Annotated in this window: 19 protein-coding genes; 14 read left to right on the top strand and 5 right to left on the bottom strand. The window is 60.6% G+C overall.

The genetic code is table 11. From position 1 onward, the window contains the following. Nucleotides 1-4: 4 nt before the first annotated feature. The gene (locus tag ACZ9DP_RS24110; protein ID WP_039845008.1) at nt 5-499 is read right to left on the bottom strand and encodes a flavin reductase; all 495 of its coding nucleotides are present in this window, start codon (nt 497-499) and stop codon (nt 5-7) included. 173 nt (nt 500-672) lie between these two features. On the opposite strand from ACZ9DP_RS24110, the gene ACZ9DP_RS24105 reads away from it, so the two are divergent. From ACZ9DP_RS24105 to purB, 4 genes are all read left to right on the top strand, one after another. After that, nucleotides 673-1,755 carry an ABC transporter substrate-binding protein gene (locus tag ACZ9DP_RS24105; RefSeq protein WP_476203796.1) on the top strand — a complete coding sequence of 361 codons (1,083 nt, stop codon included), beginning with the start codon at nt 673-675 and terminating at the stop codon, nt 1,753-1,755. Between the two features lie 115 nt (nt 1,756-1,870). Then, nucleotides 1,871-2,548, top strand: a complete 678-nt coding sequence (rpe, locus tag ACZ9DP_RS24100; protein WP_074068315.1) for a ribulose-phosphate 3-epimerase — start codon at nt 1,871-1,873, stop codon at nt 2,546-2,548. 19 nt (nt 2,549-2,567) lie between these two features. Continuing rightward, nucleotides 2,568-3,053 carry a hypothetical protein gene (locus tag ACZ9DP_RS24095; RefSeq protein ID WP_476203795.1) on the top strand — a complete coding sequence of 162 codons (486 nt, stop codon included), beginning with the start codon at nt 2,568-2,570 and terminating at the stop codon, nt 3,051-3,053. A 64-nt stretch (nt 3,054-3,117) separates the two neighbouring features. Beyond that, complete coding sequence (gene purB / locus ACZ9DP_RS24090; RefSeq protein WP_476203794.1) at nt 3,118-4,419, top strand: adenylosuccinate lyase; 1,302 nt, start codon at nt 3,118-3,120, stop codon at nt 4,417-4,419. A 45-nt stretch (nt 4,420-4,464) separates the two neighbouring features. Here purB and ACZ9DP_RS24085 read toward each other — a convergent pair whose 3' ends face one another. Next, complete coding sequence (locus ACZ9DP_RS24085) at nt 4,465-4,929, bottom strand: low affinity iron permease family protein (RefSeq protein ID WP_194729788.1); 465 nt, start codon at nt 4,927-4,929, stop codon at nt 4,465-4,467. 85 nt (nt 4,930-5,014) lie between these two features. Continuing rightward, on the bottom strand, nt 5,015-5,812 hold the full coding sequence (locus ACZ9DP_RS24080; protein WP_194729789.1) for a DUF2189 domain-containing protein: 798 nt from the start codon (nt 5,810-5,812) through the stop codon (nt 5,015-5,017). Between the two features lie 166 nt (nt 5,813-5,978). Here ACZ9DP_RS24080 and ACZ9DP_RS24075 point away from each other — a divergent pair, with 166 nt between their 5' ends. The 6 genes from ACZ9DP_RS24075 to ACZ9DP_RS24050 all read left to right on the top strand — a co-directional run bounded on the left by ACZ9DP_RS24075 (nt 5,979) and on the right by ACZ9DP_RS24050 (nt 11,570). Further along, nucleotides 5,979-6,533 (top strand): RBBP9/YdeN family alpha/beta hydrolase, encoded by a 555-nt coding sequence (locus ACZ9DP_RS24075; protein WP_194730134.1) that lies wholly within the window; start codon nt 5,979-5,981, stop codon nt 6,531-6,533. 129 nt (nt 6,534-6,662) lie between these two features. Further along, entirely contained in the window at nt 6,663-8,912 is a 2,250-nt protein-coding gene (locus tag ACZ9DP_RS24070) for a putative bifunctional diguanylate cyclase/phosphodiesterase (protein ID WP_476205471.1), read from the top strand. A gap of 229 nt (nt 8,913-9,141) precedes the next feature. After that, entirely contained in the window at nt 9,142-9,906 is a 765-nt protein-coding gene (gene purC, locus ACZ9DP_RS24065) for a phosphoribosylaminoimidazolesuccinocarboxamide synthase (protein WP_022715264.1), read from the top strand. Between the two features lie 30 nt (nt 9,907-9,936). Next, nucleotides 9,937-10,179 carry a phosphoribosylformylglycinamidine synthase subunit PurS gene (gene purS / locus ACZ9DP_RS24060; RefSeq protein WP_039845014.1) on the top strand — a complete coding sequence of 81 codons (243 nt, stop codon included), beginning with the start codon at nt 9,937-9,939 and terminating at the stop codon, nt 10,177-10,179. Nucleotides 10,180-10,452: 273 nt separating this feature from the next. Then, the gene (gene purQ / locus ACZ9DP_RS24055; RefSeq protein WP_476203793.1) at nt 10,453-11,124 is read left to right on the top strand and encodes a phosphoribosylformylglycinamidine synthase subunit PurQ; all 672 of its coding nucleotides are present in this window, start codon (nt 10,453-10,455) and stop codon (nt 11,122-11,124) included. A gap of 47 nt (nt 11,125-11,171) precedes the next feature. After that, on the top strand, nt 11,172-11,570 hold the full coding sequence (locus ACZ9DP_RS24050) for a carbohydrate kinase family protein (RefSeq protein ID WP_074068330.1): 399 nt from the start codon (nt 11,172-11,174) through the stop codon (nt 11,568-11,570). Here ACZ9DP_RS24050 and ACZ9DP_RS24045 read toward each other — a convergent pair whose 3' ends face one another. After that, entirely contained in the window at nt 11,571-11,879 is a 309-nt protein-coding gene (locus tag ACZ9DP_RS24045) for a DUF1127 domain-containing protein (protein ID WP_476203791.1), read from the bottom strand. 17 nt (nt 11,880-11,896) lie between these two features. On the opposite strand from ACZ9DP_RS24045, the gene ACZ9DP_RS24040 reads away from it, so the two are divergent. The 4 genes from ACZ9DP_RS24040 to ACZ9DP_RS24025 all read left to right on the top strand — a co-directional run bounded on the left by ACZ9DP_RS24040 (nt 11,897) and on the right by ACZ9DP_RS24025 (nt 16,726). Beyond that, entirely contained in the window at nt 11,897-13,315 is a 1,419-nt protein-coding gene (locus ACZ9DP_RS24040) for an aminotransferase-like domain-containing protein (RefSeq protein WP_194729792.1), read from the top strand. Between the two features lie 282 nt (nt 13,316-13,597). Next, nucleotides 13,598-14,110, top strand: a complete 513-nt coding sequence (locus ACZ9DP_RS24035) for an acyloxyacyl hydrolase (RefSeq protein WP_476205470.1) — start codon at nt 13,598-13,600, stop codon at nt 14,108-14,110. Nucleotides 14,111-14,238: 128 nt separating this feature from the next. Next, nucleotides 14,239-16,473 carry a phosphoribosylformylglycinamidine synthase subunit PurL gene (purL, locus tag ACZ9DP_RS24030; RefSeq protein WP_194729794.1) on the top strand — a complete coding sequence of 745 codons (2,235 nt, stop codon included), beginning with the start codon at nt 14,239-14,241 and terminating at the stop codon, nt 16,471-16,473. A gap of 19 nt (nt 16,474-16,492) precedes the next feature. Next, a complete protein-coding gene (locus ACZ9DP_RS24025; RefSeq protein ID WP_039845020.1) occupies nt 16,493-16,726 on the top strand; it encodes a BolA/IbaG family iron-sulfur metabolism protein in 234 nt (77 codons plus the stop codon). Between the two features lie 25 nt (nt 16,727-16,751). Here the strand turns inward: ACZ9DP_RS24025 and ACZ9DP_RS24020 are convergent, their stop codons facing one another. After that, nucleotides 16,752-17,903: a hypothetical protein gene (locus ACZ9DP_RS24020; RefSeq protein ID WP_476203790.1), complete on the bottom strand. Its 1,152-nt coding sequence runs from the start codon at nt 17,901-17,903 to the stop codon at nt 16,752-16,754. Nucleotides 17,904-18,030: the final 127 nt, after the last annotated feature.

The following is an 18,030-nucleotide window of genomic DNA, read 5'->3' as shown; positions in this document are numbered from 1 at the left end:
GGAGTTATAGCGTGTGGTAGTCGCGGTTCATATAGAGCAGCGCCGGTTTTGTTTCGTTGAAACGCACGGCCACGACCTCACCGAAAATGATGTGGTGGGTCGACATCTCCTTGATCTCCATCACCCTGCAATCGAAGGAGGCAAGCGAATCCCAGAGCACGGGCGCACCGGTGACCAGCTTGTCGAACTTGCCGGTCGCGAACCGCTCATCGTTGCTCATCGGCGTTCGTCCGGAAAAGGCGTCGGCCAGCGCCTGATGGTGCGCGCCGAGCGTGTTCAGCGCGAAAATGCCGCTCTGGAAGAAGATGTCGTTCTTCGGATTGCTGTTGTTGAGGCAGACGAGCACGCAGGCCGGATCGTCGGATACCGAACAGGCTGCGGTGATCGTCACCCCGCGGCGTGTCTCGCCAAGCACCGTCGTCACGAGCTGCACATGACCGCCGAAACGGCTCATGGCATCGCGATAGAGCTGCGGATCGATCGGCTGCCTGTTCAACAAATGCGCTCTCCTGCGGCCGCGCCGCCTGTTCTTGTGCCGCTAATATGGATGCCATCGGTTACCTTTTCTACAATGAAGCCGACGAAATGCGGCGCATTCCGCCTGTTTTTCTTTGACGATTGCCGCCGGGCAGCTAAAAGGGCATGAAGGGCGACAGGGAACCGGCGATTTTCATGAGTATTCTGCGTGGCATAGCGGCTTTTTCGATGCTGTTTCTTGCAGCAGCCGAAAGCCATGCTGCGGGCGTTACGATCGGCGTCGTCGCCCCCCAAGGCGGCAACCTGCAGCAACTTGGCGCGCAGGTCTTCGCCGGAGCGAACTATCAGATCACCAAGGATGGCAATACCGTCGTCACAATCAACGAGCCCTGCGAGGAAAACAGTGGTGCCGCGATTGCCGATGCGCTGGTGAACGCCAAGGTGCAAGTCGCAATCGGCTTTCTCTGCAGCGAAACGCTGGAAAGTGCATTGCCGAAGCTCAAGGATGCGAACATACCGGCGATCACCGTCTCGGTACGCGCACGCATCCTGATGGAAGACGCATTGAAGAACGGCTGGCCGTTGTTTCGTCTGGCGCCGGCCGATGGCGCCGAAGCCGCACGCATCATCGACGCGATCCTCAACGACTGGGAGGCAGCGCCGATCGCCCTCATCGAGGACGGCACCATCCATGGCCGCGAACTGACCGAGGCCATCCGGAATGCGCTTGAGGAAAAAGGGCTGAAGCCCGTCTTTACGGACACCTATCGCCCGGGTCAGGACCAGCAGATCGCCCTCGTCCGCCGCCTGAAGAAGGCCGGCGCCACCAAGGTTTTCATCGGCGGCGACCGCGGCGACGTCGCAGTCATCGCCCGAGATGCCGCAGCTGAGAAGATTCCGCTCGCTATTTTGGGCGGAGATGCAATGCGCGCGGCAAACCAGCCGCTGCCGCTTCCGGACGGCGTGCGTGCGGTCACCATGCCGGAATTCGACACTCTGCAGCCCGCACAAGCCGCAGCGGCGGCATTGCGCGCGCAAGGCATCGAGCCTGAAGGCTATGTCCTGCCGGCAGCCGCAGCAGCGGCCGTCGCGCAGCAGGCGGCAACGGCCGCCACGGCAGAAGGAAAGACGGTGGCGGAAAAACTCGTCGGCACGAGGTTCTCTACGCCGATCGGCGATCTAGCGTTCACGGCTGGCCACGAGCTTTCGGAGAACCCTTACAGGCTGCTGGAATGGCGCCGCGGCATTTTCGCCGCGCCCGCCGCGCCCGGCGATTAGCCCGAGACGAGAATGCCGTTTACGCAGAGTTCACGAGTGCAGCGTTGATGCTGTTGCCCGTTCGATTGAGCCCTGCTAAACCGCCGCAAGTTCCCCACGGAGAGAGAAGAGTGCCATGACCCTGCCGATCCGGATTGCCCCCTCCATTCTGGCTGCGGATTTTGCCAAGCTCGGACAGGAAGTGCGCGATGTGACGGCGGCAGGCGCAGACTGGATCCACCTCGACGTCATGGACGGCCATTTCGTGCCGAACATCTCCTTCGGCGCCGACGTCATCAAGTCGTTGCGCTCCTATACGGACGCGACCTTCGATTGCCACCTGATGATCTCGCCGGCCGATCCTTATCTGGAGGCTTTCGCCAAGGCTGGCTGCGACCGCATCACGGTTCATGCTGAGGCAGGACCGCATCTTCACCGCTCGCTGCAGACGATCCGCAATCTCGGTAAGAAGGTCGGAGTGACGGTCAATCCGGCAACACCGCTGTCGGCGATCGAGAACGTTCTCGACGACGTCGACCTCATCCTCATCATGTCGGTGAACCCCGGCTTCGGCGGCCAGAAATTCATTCCCGCGATGGCCGGAAAGATTGCAGCCGCGAAATCCCTGATCGGTGACAGGCCGATCGAGCTTGAGGTCGACGGCGGCGTCACGGTCGAGACCGCACCGATCGTCGGCAAGGCGGGCTGCAATGTGCTCGTCGCCGGTTCGGCGATCTTCAAGGGCGCCTCCGTCGAAGCCTACCGCACCGCCATCAGCGACCTGCGAAGCGCTGCAAAGGCCGGGCGCTCATGACATTGGCATATCGTTGACGATGGACCGGATACGCGCTGCCAGACCACCCATTTTCGAGCTGTTTGGCGGCGCCGCGCTTTGGGGCTTCATGATGATGGCCTCGGCGATGTCGGCGCTTTACATGCGCAATCGCCTCGAGACGGAACACGCGGCCGAACTGGCGCTTCTCTATTTCGCCGGCGGCCTTTTCTCCTGGCCCTTCATGCTGCCGATCGGCCGCTTCTTCGCCTACCGGCGCCGGATCGAAACGCGCTTTGCCGCCTTCTTCGTCTGCCTGACGGCGGGCACGATGCTGATGACGGCACTTCTCTTTTCCATGGACTACCGCATTTTCTATTCGCGCTGGCATGCGCCGTTCGGCAGCCTGGTATGGACCTACCAGTTCATCTTCACCGGCGCGAACGCCGTCTATCAGTTCCTGGTCCTCGGTCTGCGGCTCTTCCTGCCGTTCGGCCTCGTCTTCCTGCTTGTAACCAGCTACGCGCTTGCAAAACGCATGCGTTGAGATTACCGCGCGTCTTTGCTACAGGGGCGCCAGAAAGTCTTCCTCGCAACGAAAGCAGTGTGCCATGATCCCGCGTTACTCCCGCCAAGAGATGGTCGCCATCTGGTCGCCCGAAACCAAGTTCCGCATCTGGTTCGAGATCGAGGCACATGCCTGCGACGCGCTGGCCGAACTCGGCGTCATTCCAAAGGAAGCAGCAAAGACGATCTGGGAAAAAGGAGGCGCGGCAGAGTTCGACGTCGCCAGGATCGACGAGATCGAAGCCGTCACAAAGCATGACGTCATCGCCTTCCTGACGCATCTTGCCGAATTCGTCGGACCGGACAGCCGTTTCGTGCACCAGGGCATGACCTCGTCCGACGTGCTCGACACAACGTTCAACATCCAGCTGGTGCGCGCCGCCGACATTCTGCTCGCCGATATGGACCGCGTACTCGCAGCGCTCAAGACGCGCGCCTTCGAGCACAAGGACACGGTCCGCATCGGCCGCAGCCACGGCATCCACGCCGAGCCGACCACCATGGGGCTCACCCTCGCCCGCTTCTATGCCGAGATGGGCCGCAACCACGCCCGCCTCGTCGCCGCACGCGCCGAGATTTCCACCGGTGCGATCTCCGGCGCTGTCGGCACCTTCGCCAATATCGACCCGCGCGTCGAAGAGCATGTCTGCGCCAAGCTCGGCCTCACGCCTGAGCCGGTCTCCACCCAGGTCATTCCGCGCGACCGCCATGCGATGTTCTTCGCCACACTCGGTGTCATCGCTTCGTCGATTGAGAACATCGCGATCGAGGTCCGCCACATGCAGCGCACCGAGGTACTGGAGGCCGAGGAATTCTTTTCGCCGGGCCAGAAGGGCTCGTCTGCTATGCCGCACAAGCGTAACCCGGTGTTGACCGAAAACCTCACCGGCCTTTCCCGCTTGGTGCGCATGTCGGTCGTTCCGGCACTGGAAAACGTGGCGCTGTGGCACGAGCGCGATATCAGCCACTCGAGTGTCGAGCGCGCCATCGGCCCGGATACGACGATTACGCTGGATTTTGCCCTGAACCGCCTGGCCGGCGTCATCGAAAAGCTCGTGATCTATCCCGAGAACATGGAGAAGAACCTCAACAAGTTCCGCGGCCTTGTCCATTCGCAGCGTGTTCTCCTGGCCCTCACCCAGGCAGGCGTTTCCCGCGAGGACGCCTATCGCCTCGTGCAGCGCAACGCCATGAAGGTCTGGGAACAGGGCAAGGACTTCCTCGAAGAACTGCTCGCCGACCAGGAAGTCCGTGCGGCACTTTCGGAAGATGATATCCGAGAGAAGTTCGACCTCGGTTACCACACCAAACACGTCGACACGATCTTCAAGCGCGTTTTCGGCTAACCCCCGGCTGCATTCGAAAACGGCGCCGGAGCAACGGCGCCGATGTCATTTCTGCTTGCGCGTTTTCGATGGTGCAGCGTGTTTGCTTCCCTGCGATCTTTTGCGGCGTCCTTCCACCGCCGGCGATACATTGCTCGCCTCCGTCCGGCCTTTCCCTCTGGCGGCTTTCGCCACCAGCCGGTCTAGATGTTTCAAATCCTCCTCGTCGAGGTTTTCGATACCGATGAAGCGGTTCTCGGCATGGCTGGTCAGGATGAGTTCATCGAGCTTGGCCTGGATGGCTCGCGTGTCGCGCATCTGCGCGTTCTGCAGCACGAAAACCATGAGGAAGGTCACGATCGTCGTGCCTGTATTGATGATCAGCTGCCATGTTTCCGAATAGTCGAAGAACGGCCCCAACACCGCCCAGACAATGACGACCGCGACCGCGAGAACGAAGACGGCCGGCTTGCCCGCCCATTCCGACACGTTGGTGGCAAAGCGGGTAAAGACGTGCCGCGGTGCTGGCATGGAAGCCTCCTTCAAAGACATCGTCAGATTAACTTTGAAGGAGGTTGCAGGTTCCGCTCGCTTAACGCACAGACTGCATCGTGCCTTATGCAGGCGTGACCAGTTTTCTGTAGAGATGCCATGTTGCGTGGCCGAGGATAGGCATCACCAGCGCCAGCCCGACAAAAAGCGGGATCGTGCCGATGACCAGCCCCGCAGCAATGATCAGGCCCCACAGCATGACCGGTACCGGGTTGACGACAGTTGCGCGGATCGAAGCCGCCATAGCAGCCACCAGCCCTACATCGCGATCGAGAAGCAAGGGAAACGTGACGACGGTCGTCGCCAGAACCACGATCGCGAAGACCAGCCCCAGCAGATTGCCCCAGATGATCAGTTGCATGCCTTCGGGCGTGCCGAAAATCTGCGAGGTGAACACTTCGATCGACCGCGGGAAAACATCGCCGAATAGGTTCGTGTAGAGCGTCTGCGCTGCGACGAGCCAGACGATGAAGAAGCCGAACAGCAGCAGCCCGCCGACGATGATCGACGGCAAGGCCGGCGATTGCCTGACTTCGAGCGCATGCCTCCACGACGTATCGAGACCCGCCTCGCGGCGGCGGCTGATTTCATAGAGCCCGATGGCGGCAATCGGCCCGATCAGTGCAAACCCGGACATCAGCGGAAAGATCATCGGCAGAAGGTTTGCGTCCGATGACGCAAGGGCAAGAAAAATGCCGGCAATCGGATACATGAGGCATAAGAACACGTAATGGGAAGGCTTTTCGCGAAAATCGTCCAGCCCGCGACGTAACGCGTCGAAGACGTCTGCGGTGCTGATCTTGTTAATAGCAAGACGTGCGTAGCGCTCGCCTGATCCTGTCATAACATGAAATGCCGACATGGCTTTCTCCTCCGTAAGCCGATCGGCCGGCGGCGGAAATGCATCGGCATTGACGCAGCCGACACGAGAAACCGCAACCGGCAATGGCGCGATCATAACGAATTTCACTGCCGTTGTCGCGCTTTCCCTTGACAGAACGGCCAAGCTTTCTCACATCGGCGGGATCATGAAAGCTTCTGACGTCGACATTCTCATCATCCCTGGCTACACGAATTCCGGCCCCGACCACTGGCAGACGCGCTGGGAAGCAAAGCTCAGCACTGCGCGGCGCGTCGAACAGGCGGAATGGTCAAAACCGGTCCGCGAAGATTGGGTCGCCCGCATCGCCGAGGAGGTGAACGCCTCGTCCCGCCCCGTCGTCCTTGTCGCCCACTCGCTCGGAATACCATCGGCGATCCATGCGATCCCGCATTTCAGGAAGAAGGTGGCCGGCGCTTTCTTCGTGGCACCGCCCGATGTCGCCAACCCGAAGATCCGCCCGAAGCACCTCATGACCTTCGGTCCCTACCCGCGCGATCCGCTGCCGTTCCCTGCAATCACAGTGGCAAGCCGCAACGATCCATTCGGCAGCTACGAGCATGCCGATGACGTTGCCGCAAGCTGGGGCTCGCTTCTGATCGACGCTGGTGAATCCGGCCATATCAACGCGGAGTCAGGCCATGGCCCCTGGCCGGAGGGAACGATGGTCTTCGCGCAGTTCCTGAGCCGCCTGAAGCCTTAGGCTCTGGAAAACCGAAAGTTTTCCACGTCTTTCAGGCACTGCTTAACAGTTATTTTATTCAATGACTTCAGACTGCCTGCACGCGAATTGGGCGAGTGCGCAGTGAAGCAGCGAAAACAGGTCAGCGCGATCAATACTGACAACAAGCTTGCGGTGAAGCAGGCACCGGATACCTCCGATCTGGCGGAGCGCGAGAGCCGTTGGAACTATGCGCTCGTCGGCTCTGGCCTCGGCGTCTGGGACCACAACAACCTAATCGGCACCAAATACTACTCCGATACATGGAAAGAAATCCGCGGCATGGCTCCGCACGAGGAGGCCGACGGAGACTACGAGGAATGGCTCAAGCTTCTTCATCCCGATGACCGCGATTTCGTCATTGGGGCCATTGAGAAGCAGATCGCAGGGGACCCGGATTATCACGTCTTCGAATACCGGGAGCGCCACAAGGACGGCGGCTGGGTCTGGATCGAATGCCGCGGCGCCTGCGTTGAATGGGACGAAAACGGCGCCCCTGCCCGCATCGTCGGCACGGATACAGACATCACGGCCCGCAAACGATCCGAGGAGATGCTCGAGCACCTGTCGCGCAGGCTGGATCTCGCTCTCGAAATCTCGCGCATAGGCGTTTTCGAAGCCGATCTCAACGCCGGAACAGTCGAGTGGGACGACCGCTTGCTGGCGATGTACGGGCTTGAAGGCACGCCGCGCGTAAAGTTGAGCGAGGCATGGGAGCAGGCGCTGCACCCGGACGACCGCGAGCGCACGCTGAAGAACCTGGAGGAAAGTCTCGAAAAAGACCGCGGCCTGCTGCAGGAGTTTCGTATCATCCGCGGCGATGGCGCCGAACGCGTCATTCGCGCCCGCTCGGCTTTCTTCCTGGATGCCGACGGCAAGCGCAAGCTCATCGGCGCAAATTGGGACGTCACCGAAGAGGTCAGTCTTCGCAACGATCTGCAGAAGGCAAAGGATCTCGCGGAAGCCCGCAATCAGGAACTCGAAGCCGCCAGGGAAAGCATCGAGCATCTGGCGCTTCACGATTATCTCACGGAACTGCCCAACCGCCGCTATCTCGACCGCATGCTTGACGAGCGTTCCGCCGGATGCCGCGAGAATGGCTTGACGCTCGCGATCCTGCATATCGACCTCGATCGTTTCAAGCAGATCAACGACACGCTCGGCCACCGCGCCGGCGACGCCATGTTGAAACACGCGGCCAGGGTGCTGAAGGAGAGCGTGCGCGCGAGCGATTTCGTTGCGCGCATCGGCGGCGACGAGTTCGTCGTACTTTGCACGATCGACAGCTCTCCGAAGAAGCTTTCCAATATGGCAGCCCGCATCATCCGCGAACTCAGCAAGCCGGTCCGCTACGAAGGTCATGATTGTCGCTTCGGCGCCAGCATCGGCATTGCCGCGGAAAGCGGCAAGGACCTCGATGCAAAGCAGTTGTTGCTCAACGCCGATATCGCGCTTTACCGCGCCAAGGGCGCAGGCCGCAACCGCCATGAATTCTTCTCGAAGGACGCCCGCCGCACCATCATCGCGGCGAAGCGCCTGTCGGACGAAATGCTGCTGGGACTGGAGCGCAACGAATTCATCCCCTTCTATCAATTACAGTTTCATGCCCAGACCCTGGAGGTTGCCGGCGTGGAGACGCTGGCACGCTGGCGGCATCCGGAGCACGGATTGCTGACACCAGGTCACTTCCTGACGATTGCCGAAGATCTTGACGTCGTCTCAGCGATCGACGGCCTGATCCTCGAAAAAGGGCTGGCTGATCGCGCCGCCTGGGCGAGAGACGGTTTCGTCACACCGAAGCTTTCGGTGAATGTCTCCTCTAGGCGCCTGGCCGATCCGGGCCTTGGCAAGAAGCTGCGGGTGCAGAAGATCGAGCCGGGGATTCTCTCCTTCGAGCTCTTGGAATCCATATCGCTTGACGATTGCGATGATGCAGTCCTGACCAATCTCAGGCAATTCCGCAAGCTCGGGATCGATATCGAGATCGACGACTTTGGTACCGGTCACGCCTCGATCGTCAGCCTGCTCAAACTCAGTCCTCGCACGCTGAAGATCGACCGGGAGCTGATCCGCATGCTGCCGCAGTCGGCCGAGCAGAGAAAGCTCGTCCGTTCCATCATCGATATTGGCCGTTCGCTGAACATCCTCGTCACGGCCGAGGGTGTCGAAAGCATGGATCATGTCCGCATCCTTGGCGATCTCGGCTGCGACATGCTGCAAGGCTATGCCCTGGCGCGGCCGATGCCGGCCATGCAGATTCCGGCTTTTGTACGCAATGCGGGCTGGCGGCGGCACGACGGCGGCGCCCACGCCCTTCAGGGCGTTCTTCGCCAGCAGATCAAAAGCAACCGCAGCAAATAAAGCCTGCATAAGCGGCCGTGCTGGCGGCTTTGATTCCACCGCATCACAAAAAACTGTAAGCTTATCTCCAGAAAGTCTTCGATTCTCTTGGGCCGCGTTCCTACATATCTGGAATCCGGGGAAGGAGTGACAGGCGCATTGTGAAACTCTCTCTTTTCCTTTATGGGGACGCCACGAGATCCATCCACTCGCGCTATCCCAAGAGCGCCAACGACAGAGAACAACTAAAATGAACCGTCGCCGCCGTATCTACGAGGGCAAGGCCAAGATTCTATATGAGGGACCGGAACCGGGGACTTTGATCCAGTTCTTCAAGGATGACGCCACGGCCTTCAATAAGAAGAAACACGAAGTCATCGATGGCAAGGGCGTTCTGAACAACCGCATTTCGGAATACATCTTCAGCCATCTGAACAAGATCGGCATCCCGACGCACTTCATCCGCCGGCTCAACATGCGCGAGCAGTTGATCCGGGAAGTGGAGATGATCCCCCTCGAGATCGTTGTGCGCAACGTCGCTGCCGGTTCGCTGGCCAAGCGCCTCGGCATCGAGGAAGGCGTGGTTCTGCCGCGCTCAATCATCGAATTCTACTACAAATCCGATGCTCTCGACGATCCGATGGTCTCGGAAGAACACATCACCGCCTTCGGCTGGGCAAACCCTGCCGAGCTCGACGACATCATGGCGCTCGCCATCCGCGTCAACGACTTCATGACCGGCCTCTTCCTTGGCGTCGGCATCCAGCTTGTCGATTTCAAGATCGAATGCGGCCGGCTGTTCGAAGGCGACATGATGCGCATCATCCTTGCCGACGAGATTTCGCCTGATTCTTGCCGCCTCTGGGACATCGAAACCCACGAGAAGATGGACAAGGACCGCTTCCGCCGCGATATGGGCGGGCTTCTCGAAGCCTATTCCGAAGTCGCGCGCCGCCTCGGCATCATCAACGAAAACGAGCCTGTGCGCGGCACCGGCCCGGTTTTGGTCAAGTAAGACGTTCTGGTCAAAGACAGGGAAGAAGAAGTGATCAAGGCTCGTGTAACCGTCACGCTGAAAAACGGCGTTCTCGATCCGCAGGGCAAGGCAATCGAAGGCGCGCTGAGCGGCCTCGGCTTCACAGGCATCGGCCATGTCCGCCAGGGCAAGGTCTTCGACCTCGAGCTCGAAAGCGCCGACAAGGCCAAGGCCGAAGCCGACCTCAAGGCCATGTGCGAAAAACTCCTCGCAAACACGGTGATCGAAAATTACACTATTTCTCTCGACTGACGGTTGCGGAGAATGTGATGGCTGACCTGACGTAGGAAATTGCTGTTTGAAATCTTGAGGAAAATTCAGTCCGATGTCTCTATATTGAAGGAAGGACAGAGGGGCATTCGTCGAGATATCAACAGCCTGCGCAACCATATTGCACGTCATGCAGGGCGACACCAACAATCTGCATGGCACGATGAGCCAGGTACTTGATCGCCTGGGCCGCATTGAAAATCGTCTCGAACTTCGAGAATTGGCAGAAGCACAAGCAAGGTTTGAACCGCACCCATGAAATCAGCCGTCGTTCAACTTCCGGGCCTCAACCGCGATCGCGACATGATCGCAGCGCTTACGAAAATTTCCGGCCACGCGCCGGTGACAATCTGGCAGACGGAAACTGACATTCCCGACGTCGATCTGATCGTCATTCCGGGCGGCTTTTCCTATGGCGATTATCTGCGCTGCGGCGCGATTGCGGCCCGCATGCCGGTGATGCAGGCTATCGTCGAAAAGGCTCACAAAGGCGTCAGGGTTCTTGGCGTCTGCAACGGCTTTCAGATCCTCGTGGAAGCCGGCCTGCTGCCGGGTGCGCTGATGCGTAACGCCTCGCTGAGGTTCGTCTGCCGCGAGATCAAGCTTGAGGTCGCCAACGCCGATACGGATTTCACCCGCGCCTATGCCAAGGGTCAGGTCATACGTTGCCCGGTCGCCCACCACGACGGCAACTATTTCGCGGATGCCGAGACGTTGGCTGAGATAGAAGGCAACGGCCAGGTGGTTTTCCGTTATGCGGAAGGCACCAACCCGAACGGTTCGATCAACGACATTGCCGCGGTGATGAACGCCAAGGGCAACGTTCTCGGCATGATGCCGCATCCGGAAAACTTGATCGAAGCAGCCCATGGCGGCTCCGACGGCTGCGGGCTGTTTGCTTCGGCGCTCGACGTAATCGCTGCTTAACCTTCGGCGCGTAAGACGCACTCAAGAGGTCCACCGGAGCAAGATTGATGCGCCCTTCCACGAATATCGCAGCGGTTGCGGCGGCAAGCATGCTGTGCATTTTGATCGCGTCGTGCCAGTCCAGGGCACCCGCCTCCGGCCCGGATCGCAGCGCGCTTTCCACCATGGAGCGCGTTGCCGTCGGCGCCAATTCGTGCTGGTTCAAATCCGGCGATGCTGCATTTTCAGCCTACCGCCTGGCGCCGGAACTCAATTCCTTCTCCGGCCGCCCACGAATCCTGGTTGTCCACAAGAATAGCCCGGAAGGCAGGCCACTGCTCGTCGTTCAGGCCGAAGGCAACCCAGCCCGCCTCCAGGCCTTCGGACCGATGATGTCCGAGCCGGTTTCCACCCGCATTGCTAGCGACGTGACCCGCTGGTCCGGCGGCGGCAAAACCTGCCGCTGATCAATCCCAAAAACGCGACTTGCTGATTTCTTTCGCCGCATCTGCCGGCGAAAGCCCGATGTCGTGCAGCTGCCAATCCGCCATCTCGCGCAGGGCTCGCCGCCCTTCGCGCTTCATGCTCCAGCAAGACAGTATGTCCTGAATCTTGGCAAGCAGCCCTTGCGTTGGCCTGGGTTGCAATTTGTACCGCTCGTCCATGGCAACAATTGATACAATATTCTGATCGATCTTCTGATTGATAGACATCGTCATGAAGGTCCGCTTCGTTACTGACGATTGTTCATACTCTTGACATGTAATGGGTGACAATCTATCAAATTGTTACCATGACAAATTGGCTCCCTGATCTTTCGCGCGGCTCCGGCCCAGTCTACATGCGTCTGGCGGACAGCATCGAGTCCGCCATCGCCAGCGGCGCCCTCCCCGCAGGCAGCAAACTGCCGCCGCAGCGGAACCTTGCCTACGATATCGGCGTGACGATCGGCACAATCGGCCGGGCCTATGCTTTGGTGCACGAACGTGGACTGGTGGCGGGCGAAGTCGGGCGTGGAACCTATGTGCTTGATCGCGCGGAGACGGCGCCGGGCGAACAGGCCGATCCGCTGACGATTTCGCTTGGCGGCACGCGGGTTCTCGACGCGCCGGCAAACAAGATCCGCTTCGACACCACCGCGGCTCCCGATCTCGGCCAGGGCCGCATTATCGGTCAGATCCTCGCCGAAATCGGGGAGCAGAACATTTCGGAGATATCCTCCTACTCCCGCAATTTTCCGCGGAACTGGTTCCTGGCAGGGCAGAGGTGGCTGGCGCGAAATGGCTGGACCCCGGAGACGGAGAATATCGTTCCGACGCTAGGCGCCCATGCGGCCGCGGTGTCGATCATCTCGGCCGTGTCCTCGCCCGGCGATAAGATCGTCTTTGAGAACCTGAGCTACACGCAGGTGAGCCGCAGCGCCCGCCTGCTGGGTCGACGGACGATCACCGTCGATTCCGACGAGAACGGCGTCCTTCCTGACGACTTCGAGCGGCTATGCCAGCAGCAGCATCCCAAGCTCGCCTTTTTGATGCCAACCGCGCACAACCCGACGCTCGCAACCATGCCCTATGAACGCCGCGCCGCGATTGCTGCGACGGCCCGCAGGCATGGCGTCTGGCTAATCGAGGACGACCTTTATGGCGGCATGACGGGTGACGAAATCCCTTTGCTGGCGTCGCTGGCGCCCGACCGTACCTTCCTCGTCAACGGGCTTTCCAAATCGGTCGCTGCCGGCGTCCGCGGTGGATGGGTCGCCTGCCCGCCGCATTTTGCCCAGCGAATCAAGGTCACGCACAAGATGATCACGGGTGGCTTGCCGTTCATTCTCGCGGAGACCTGCGCACGCCTCGTCGAAAGCGGCATCGCCCATGCCATGCGCAAGGCAAGTATCACCGAACTTGCCACACGAGAGCGGCTCGTCCGCGAATTGCTGGACGGGTTCGATTTCGAATCACACCCGCATGTTCCCTTCCTCTGGCTGAGGCTTCCCGATCCCTGGATGTCCGGCACCTTCAAGAACGCCGCGTTTCGCGATGGCGTGCTCGTCGATGACGAGGATGAATTCAAGGCCGCCCGCGCCGACAAGGTCTATCACCGCGTGCGCATCGGCTTCTCCTCGCCGAAGAGCAAGGACGCGCTTGAAAACGGCCTGATCATTTTGAGAAGCCTGCTGGAAGGCGGCGGCTCGGCCTATGTCGGCGAAATTTAACATCTTCCCCGCCCGAAGGGATGGGGATTTTCAGGGGCGGCTCGGGCCGCCCTTTCGCGTTCTCGGGCGACGGGTTTAACCGCCTTCGATGGCCGTGTTCGGGCCGCTAGGATGTTGACCGCCGCGTTGACAGCATGAACATAAGACAGCCGTGCTGGCTTGGCAGCGACTCATGCTACCAACGCTCCTGTTCTGCCCTTGGCGCGGAACAAGGAGGACACCGGATGACGATCCCTAATGGCGGGTTGGTGCTGCGTTCCTTGAGTATATTCTGCTGGCGTCATTGATCGCGTCTCGGCATCCGCTCATGCGGAGGAACGAATTTTCTTTGAACTGGGTTTTGGCGCGTCAACCTCGACCCAGGGCGGCGACGAGCGTGAGGACGGCGTCTTCCCCGAAGTTACGGCATTCTTCGATCCCTTCGGCGCCGATTCCGCTACCGATTGGAAGCAAAAGCTGGTGCGCCCCCGCATTCACCTCGGCACGTCGATCGGAACCGGGGGCGAAGCGACCCAGGTCTTCGCCGGCCTTTCCTGGACCGCCGATATCAATGACAAGCTTTTTGCCGAAGCCGGTTTTGGGGGCCTTATCCACACTGGCGATCTCGATGACGACGGCGATGGGCCGGCACTCGGCTGCCGACTGCTGTTTCATGAATATATTGGTCTGGGCTACCGTTTCGACACCCACTGGAGCGTCACGGCGGAAGTTGCCCATTCCTCGCACGCAGATCTTTGTGACGGTCCGAACGACGGCATGACGCGCGCAGGCGTCCAGATCGGGTATAAATTCTAGGCGAACGCCTGGCCTCAAAGGCACTTCGTCCGCTCTTTGTTGACGGTGGGCATTTTCCTGTCGCGTGTCGCCCTTACATAGGTTAAAGACACCGCAAAACGCGCAACGGCAGGGACTTTCGAGAGCTCATGACCATATCCAATACCCGCCCGATCACCCCCGAACTCATCGCCAGCCACGGCCTGAAGCCGGATGAATATCAGCGGATACTGGACCTGATCGGCCGCGAGCCGACCTTCACCGAACTCGGCATCTTTTCGGCCATGTGGAACGAGCACTGCTCGTACAAATCTTCCAAGAAGTGGCTGCGCACGCTGCCGACCAAGGGGCCGCGTGTCATCCAGGGCCCAGGCGAGAACGCCGGCGTTGTCGATATCGACGACGGGGATTGTGTGGTCTTCAAGATGGAGAGCCACAACCACCCCTCCTATATCGAGCCGTACCAGGGTGCTGCGACTGGCGTCGGCGGCATCCTGCGCGACGTCTTCACCATGGGCGCCCGCCCGATCGCAGCGATGAACGCTCTTCGTTTCGGCGAGCCGGATCATCCGAAGACCCGCCATCTCGTCTCTGGCGTCGTCGCCGGCGTCGGCGGATATGGCAACTCCTTCGGCGTTCCGACGGTCGGCGGCGAGGTCGAGTTCGACGCCCGCTACAACGGCAACATCCTCGTCAACGCCTTTGCGGCGGGGCTCGCGAAGTCGAATGCCATTTTCCTGTCGGAAGCCAAGGGCGTCGGCCTGCCGGTCGTCTATCTGGGCGCCAAGACCGGCCGCGACGGCGTCGGCGGCGCGACGATGGCCTCCGCCGAATTCGACGAGTCGATCGAGGAAAAGCGCCCGACCGTCCAGGTCGGCGACCCCTTCACCGAGAAGTGCCTGCTGGAAGCCTGCCTTGAACTGATGCAGACCGGCGCCGTCATCGCCATCCAGGACATGGGTGCGGCCGGCCTCACCTGCTCGGCCGTCGAAATGGGCGCCAAGGGCGATCTCGGCATCCTGCTCGAACTCGACAAGGTTCCGGTCCGCGAAGAGCAGATGACCGCCTACGAGATGATGCTCTCGGAGAGCCAGGAGCGTATGCTCATGGTCCTCGAGCCGGACAAGGAGGCGGTCGCCAAGGCGATCTTCGTCAAGTGGGGCCTCGATTTCGCGATCGTCGGCAAGACCACCGACGACCTGCGCTTCCGCGTCGTGCATCAGGGCGAAGAAGTCGCCAATCTACCGATCAAGGACCTCGGCGACCAGGCGCCGGAATACGACCGCCCCTGGCGGGAATCCGGTAAGCGCGCTCCCCTCCCCGCTGAGCTCGTATCAGCACCGGACGATTATGGTAAGGCGCTGCTGCAGCTCGTCGGCTCGCCCAACCAGTCCAGCCGCCGCTGGGTCTACGAACAATACGATACGCTGATCCAGGGCAATTCGCTGCAGCTTCCGGGCGGCGACGCCGGCGTTGTCCGCGTCGAAGGCCATCCGACCAAGGCGCTCGCCTTCTCGTCCGATGTCACGCCGCGTTATGTCGAGGCCGATCCGTTCGAAGGCGGCAAGCAGGCCGTCGCCGAATGCTGGCGCAATATCACCGCGACGGGAGCCGAGCCGCTGGCTGCGACCGACAACCTCAATTTCGGCAATCCGGAGAAGCCGGAAATTATGGGCCAGTTCGTCGAAGCCGTAAAAGGCATCGGCGAAGCATGCCGTGCGCTGGATTTCCCGATCGTTTCCGGCAACGTCTCGCTCTACAACGAGACGAATGGCATCGCGATCCTGCCCACCCCGACGATCGCAGGCGTCGGCCTGCTGCCAGACTGGCAGGCGATGGCGCGCATCGGCGGCGCATCCGAAGGCGATCAGCTGATCCTGATCGGCACCGACGGCAGCCATCTGGGCTCCTCGATCTACCTGCGCGATATCGTCGGCAGCATCGATGGTCCGGCGCCGGAAGTGGATCTCTTCGCCGAGCGCCGCAACGGCGATTTCGTTCGTTCCGCAATCCGCAACGGCCAGGTCACCGCCTGCCACGATATCTCTTCCGGCGGCCTCGCTCTGGCGCTCGCGGAAATGGCGATGGCATCGGGGACGGGCCTGATGGTGACGCTTGCCGAAGGCAAGGGCGCGCCGCATGCCCTCCTATTCGGGGAAGACCAGGCACGCTACGTCATCGCGGTCAAACCCGACGTCGCCGATTTCGTCTGCGCCAATGCGGAAGGCGCCGGCGTGCCCTTCCGCCGTCTCGGCACGCTTGCCGGCAGCGACCTCGTTGTCGATGATCTTTTGTCGCTCCCCATTCAGCAATTGCGCAACGCCCATGAATCGTGGTTCCCTGAATTCATGGATAGCGCAGAGGCATTTGTCGCTGCGGAATGATGTGCAAGGAGTTACGATCATGGCCATGAAACCCGGCGATATCGAAGACATGATCAGGGCCGGGATACCCGGTGCCAAGGTGACGATCCGCGACCTTGCGGGCGACGGTGATCATTACGCCGCCGAAGTCGTGGCCGAAGCCTTCCGGGGCAAGAGCCGCGTCCAGCAGCACCAGATGGTGTATGAGGCCCTCAAAGGAAACATGGGCGGCATCCTGCACGCACTGGCGCTGCAGACATCGGCCCCGGAATGATGCTTCGATAATTGGGAATGCCCGGTCACAAGCCGGGCATTTTTTGCAGTCCGCCATCGGCAACAAGCGCGGCGGGCACCGGTCCCGCCGTCAGCAGCGTGAAATCGAAGGTTGCGCGCAGGTCCGGCCCCAGCACGTATTGCCGGTGCACCCGCAGGAAATCCAGCTTGATCTTCTTGTAGTGTTCCGGCGTCAGCATCTGCTTGACGCGGATGAACTGCATTCTTGCCTGCGGTGCGTCCGGATGGCCCGCTGCGGCGACAACCGGCACCTTGTAGAAATGGATGGCGTCCGTCAGGCAGTGCACGTCGAGCCAGAAGACGGATCGGCAGCACGCGATCCGCCCGACACGGGCGCGCAGCGCTTTTGCGGGTGACAGCAGCGCGCATTGCAGCACCGCCGAGCCAAGCGAAGCAAAGACGACCTGCTTGCCGTCGAAGAGTTCCGGCTCCTTCTCAAGGAGCAGACCGACGACATGCGCGGCAACGCTCGAGCCCATGCTGTGCGACGAGATCACATATTCGTCAGCATCCTCCAGCAGCGCCTCGCGCGCCGCAGTCGCACAGCATACGAGCCATGCGTCGACCTCGGGGCGATCCATGCGCCCGAGCGCAACCGCCATTTCCCAATCCGCGAAGAGATGCAGGGCGTAGAAGAGTTCGGCGAAAGGTAGGAAGACATAGACGAAGAAGGCAGCCGCCGCCGGCAGGCTCCAGACGATATGCCAAACCCGGAGACCGAAGCCCATCGGCGCCGAAGCGATCGTGGCCATCAGCATGAGGCCGAGCAGCATCAGCACGAACGGAAAGATGAAGAAAAGGCCGAAGCGCCAGGCATGGCGGAAATAGCCGGCCAATCCCCCGTCCACGATGATGCGGCCGCAGGCGGCAAAGCCGTCGACTATGCGCTTTACCGCCGGCTTGGCGCTAAGATGCTGTACCAGCACGTCATGATCGAAAACATGAACCCTGCTTGCGGTCTGCCAGAAATCGGACGCGGCGAGTACGTCGAATTTCGCAAACTCGTGGCAATCGCCTATTTCGCCTAACTGCGCCTGGAAGCCCCAAACCTTTCCGCTTTGTCTGGCCGTTCGCTCGTAGCGCGCCCGGTGAGCCTTCCCGTCCAGCGGTTCGAAACCCGGGAAGTGAAGTACCACCCTCTTCTTGATCAATTCCATAAATATCTTTCCGGCGAGCTCGGCCCGCCAATTCGCAAAACGCGCATGCATGTGAAATGTGGCGGAAAAAGCTCTCGTGCTGTTGAAGAGCGCTTGCTAACCGAAAGCATCGGGAATTCAATAGCCA

Source organism: Rhizobium sp. USDA 4016 (genome assembly GCF_056279705.1).
The sequence above is the reverse complement of the archived record's forward strand: the minus strand, read 5'-3'. Positions and strand labels throughout refer to the sequence as shown.

What these genes read in the sequence shown, in the direction of transcription:
- ACZ9DP_RS24050 (WP_074068330.1), top strand. Translation starts at nt 11,172, where the DNA reads ATGCGCCCTTCCACGAATATCGCAGCGGTTGCGGCGGCAAGCATGCTG.
- rpe (WP_074068315.1), top strand. Translation starts at nt 1,871, where the DNA reads ATGACCCTGCCGATCCGGATTGCCCCCTCCATTCTGGCTGCGGATTTT.
- ACZ9DP_RS24095 (WP_476203795.1), top strand. Translation starts at nt 2,568, where the DNA reads ATGGACCGGATACGCGCTGCCAGACCACCCATTTTCGAGCTGTTTGGC.
- ACZ9DP_RS24085 (WP_194729788.1), bottom strand. Translation starts at nt 4,929, where the DNA reads ATGCCAGCACCGCGGCACGTCTTTACCCGCTTTGCCACCAACGTGTCG.
- ACZ9DP_RS24080 (WP_194729789.1), bottom strand. Translation starts at nt 5,812, where the DNA reads ATGTCGGCATTTCATGTTATGACAGGATCAGGCGAGCGCTACGCACGT.
- ACZ9DP_RS24025 (WP_039845020.1), top strand. Translation starts at nt 16,493, where the DNA reads ATGGCCATGAAACCCGGCGATATCGAAGACATGATCAGGGCCGGGATA.
- purC (WP_022715264.1), top strand. Translation starts at nt 9,142, where the DNA reads ATGAACCGTCGCCGCCGTATCTACGAGGGCAAGGCCAAGATTCTATAT.
- purB (WP_476203794.1), top strand. Translation starts at nt 3,118, where the DNA reads ATGATCCCGCGTTACTCCCGCCAAGAGATGGTCGCCATCTGGTCGCCC.
- ACZ9DP_RS24020 (WP_476203790.1), bottom strand. Translation starts at nt 17,903, where the DNA reads ATGGAATTGATCAAGAAGAGGGTGGTACTTCACTTCCCGGGTTTCGAA.
- purQ (WP_476203793.1), top strand. Translation starts at nt 10,453, where the DNA reads ATGAAATCAGCCGTCGTTCAACTTCCGGGCCTCAACCGCGATCGCGAC.
- purL (WP_194729794.1), top strand. Translation starts at nt 14,239, where the DNA reads ATGACCATATCCAATACCCGCCCGATCACCCCCGAACTCATCGCCAGC.
- ACZ9DP_RS24040 (WP_194729792.1), top strand. Translation starts at nt 11,897, where the DNA reads ATGACAAATTGGCTCCCTGATCTTTCGCGCGGCTCCGGCCCAGTCTAC.
- ACZ9DP_RS24105 (WP_476203796.1), top strand. Translation starts at nt 673, where the DNA reads ATGAGTATTCTGCGTGGCATAGCGGCTTTTTCGATGCTGTTTCTTGCA.
- ACZ9DP_RS24075 (WP_194730134.1), top strand. Translation starts at nt 5,979, where the DNA reads ATGAAAGCTTCTGACGTCGACATTCTCATCATCCCTGGCTACACGAAT.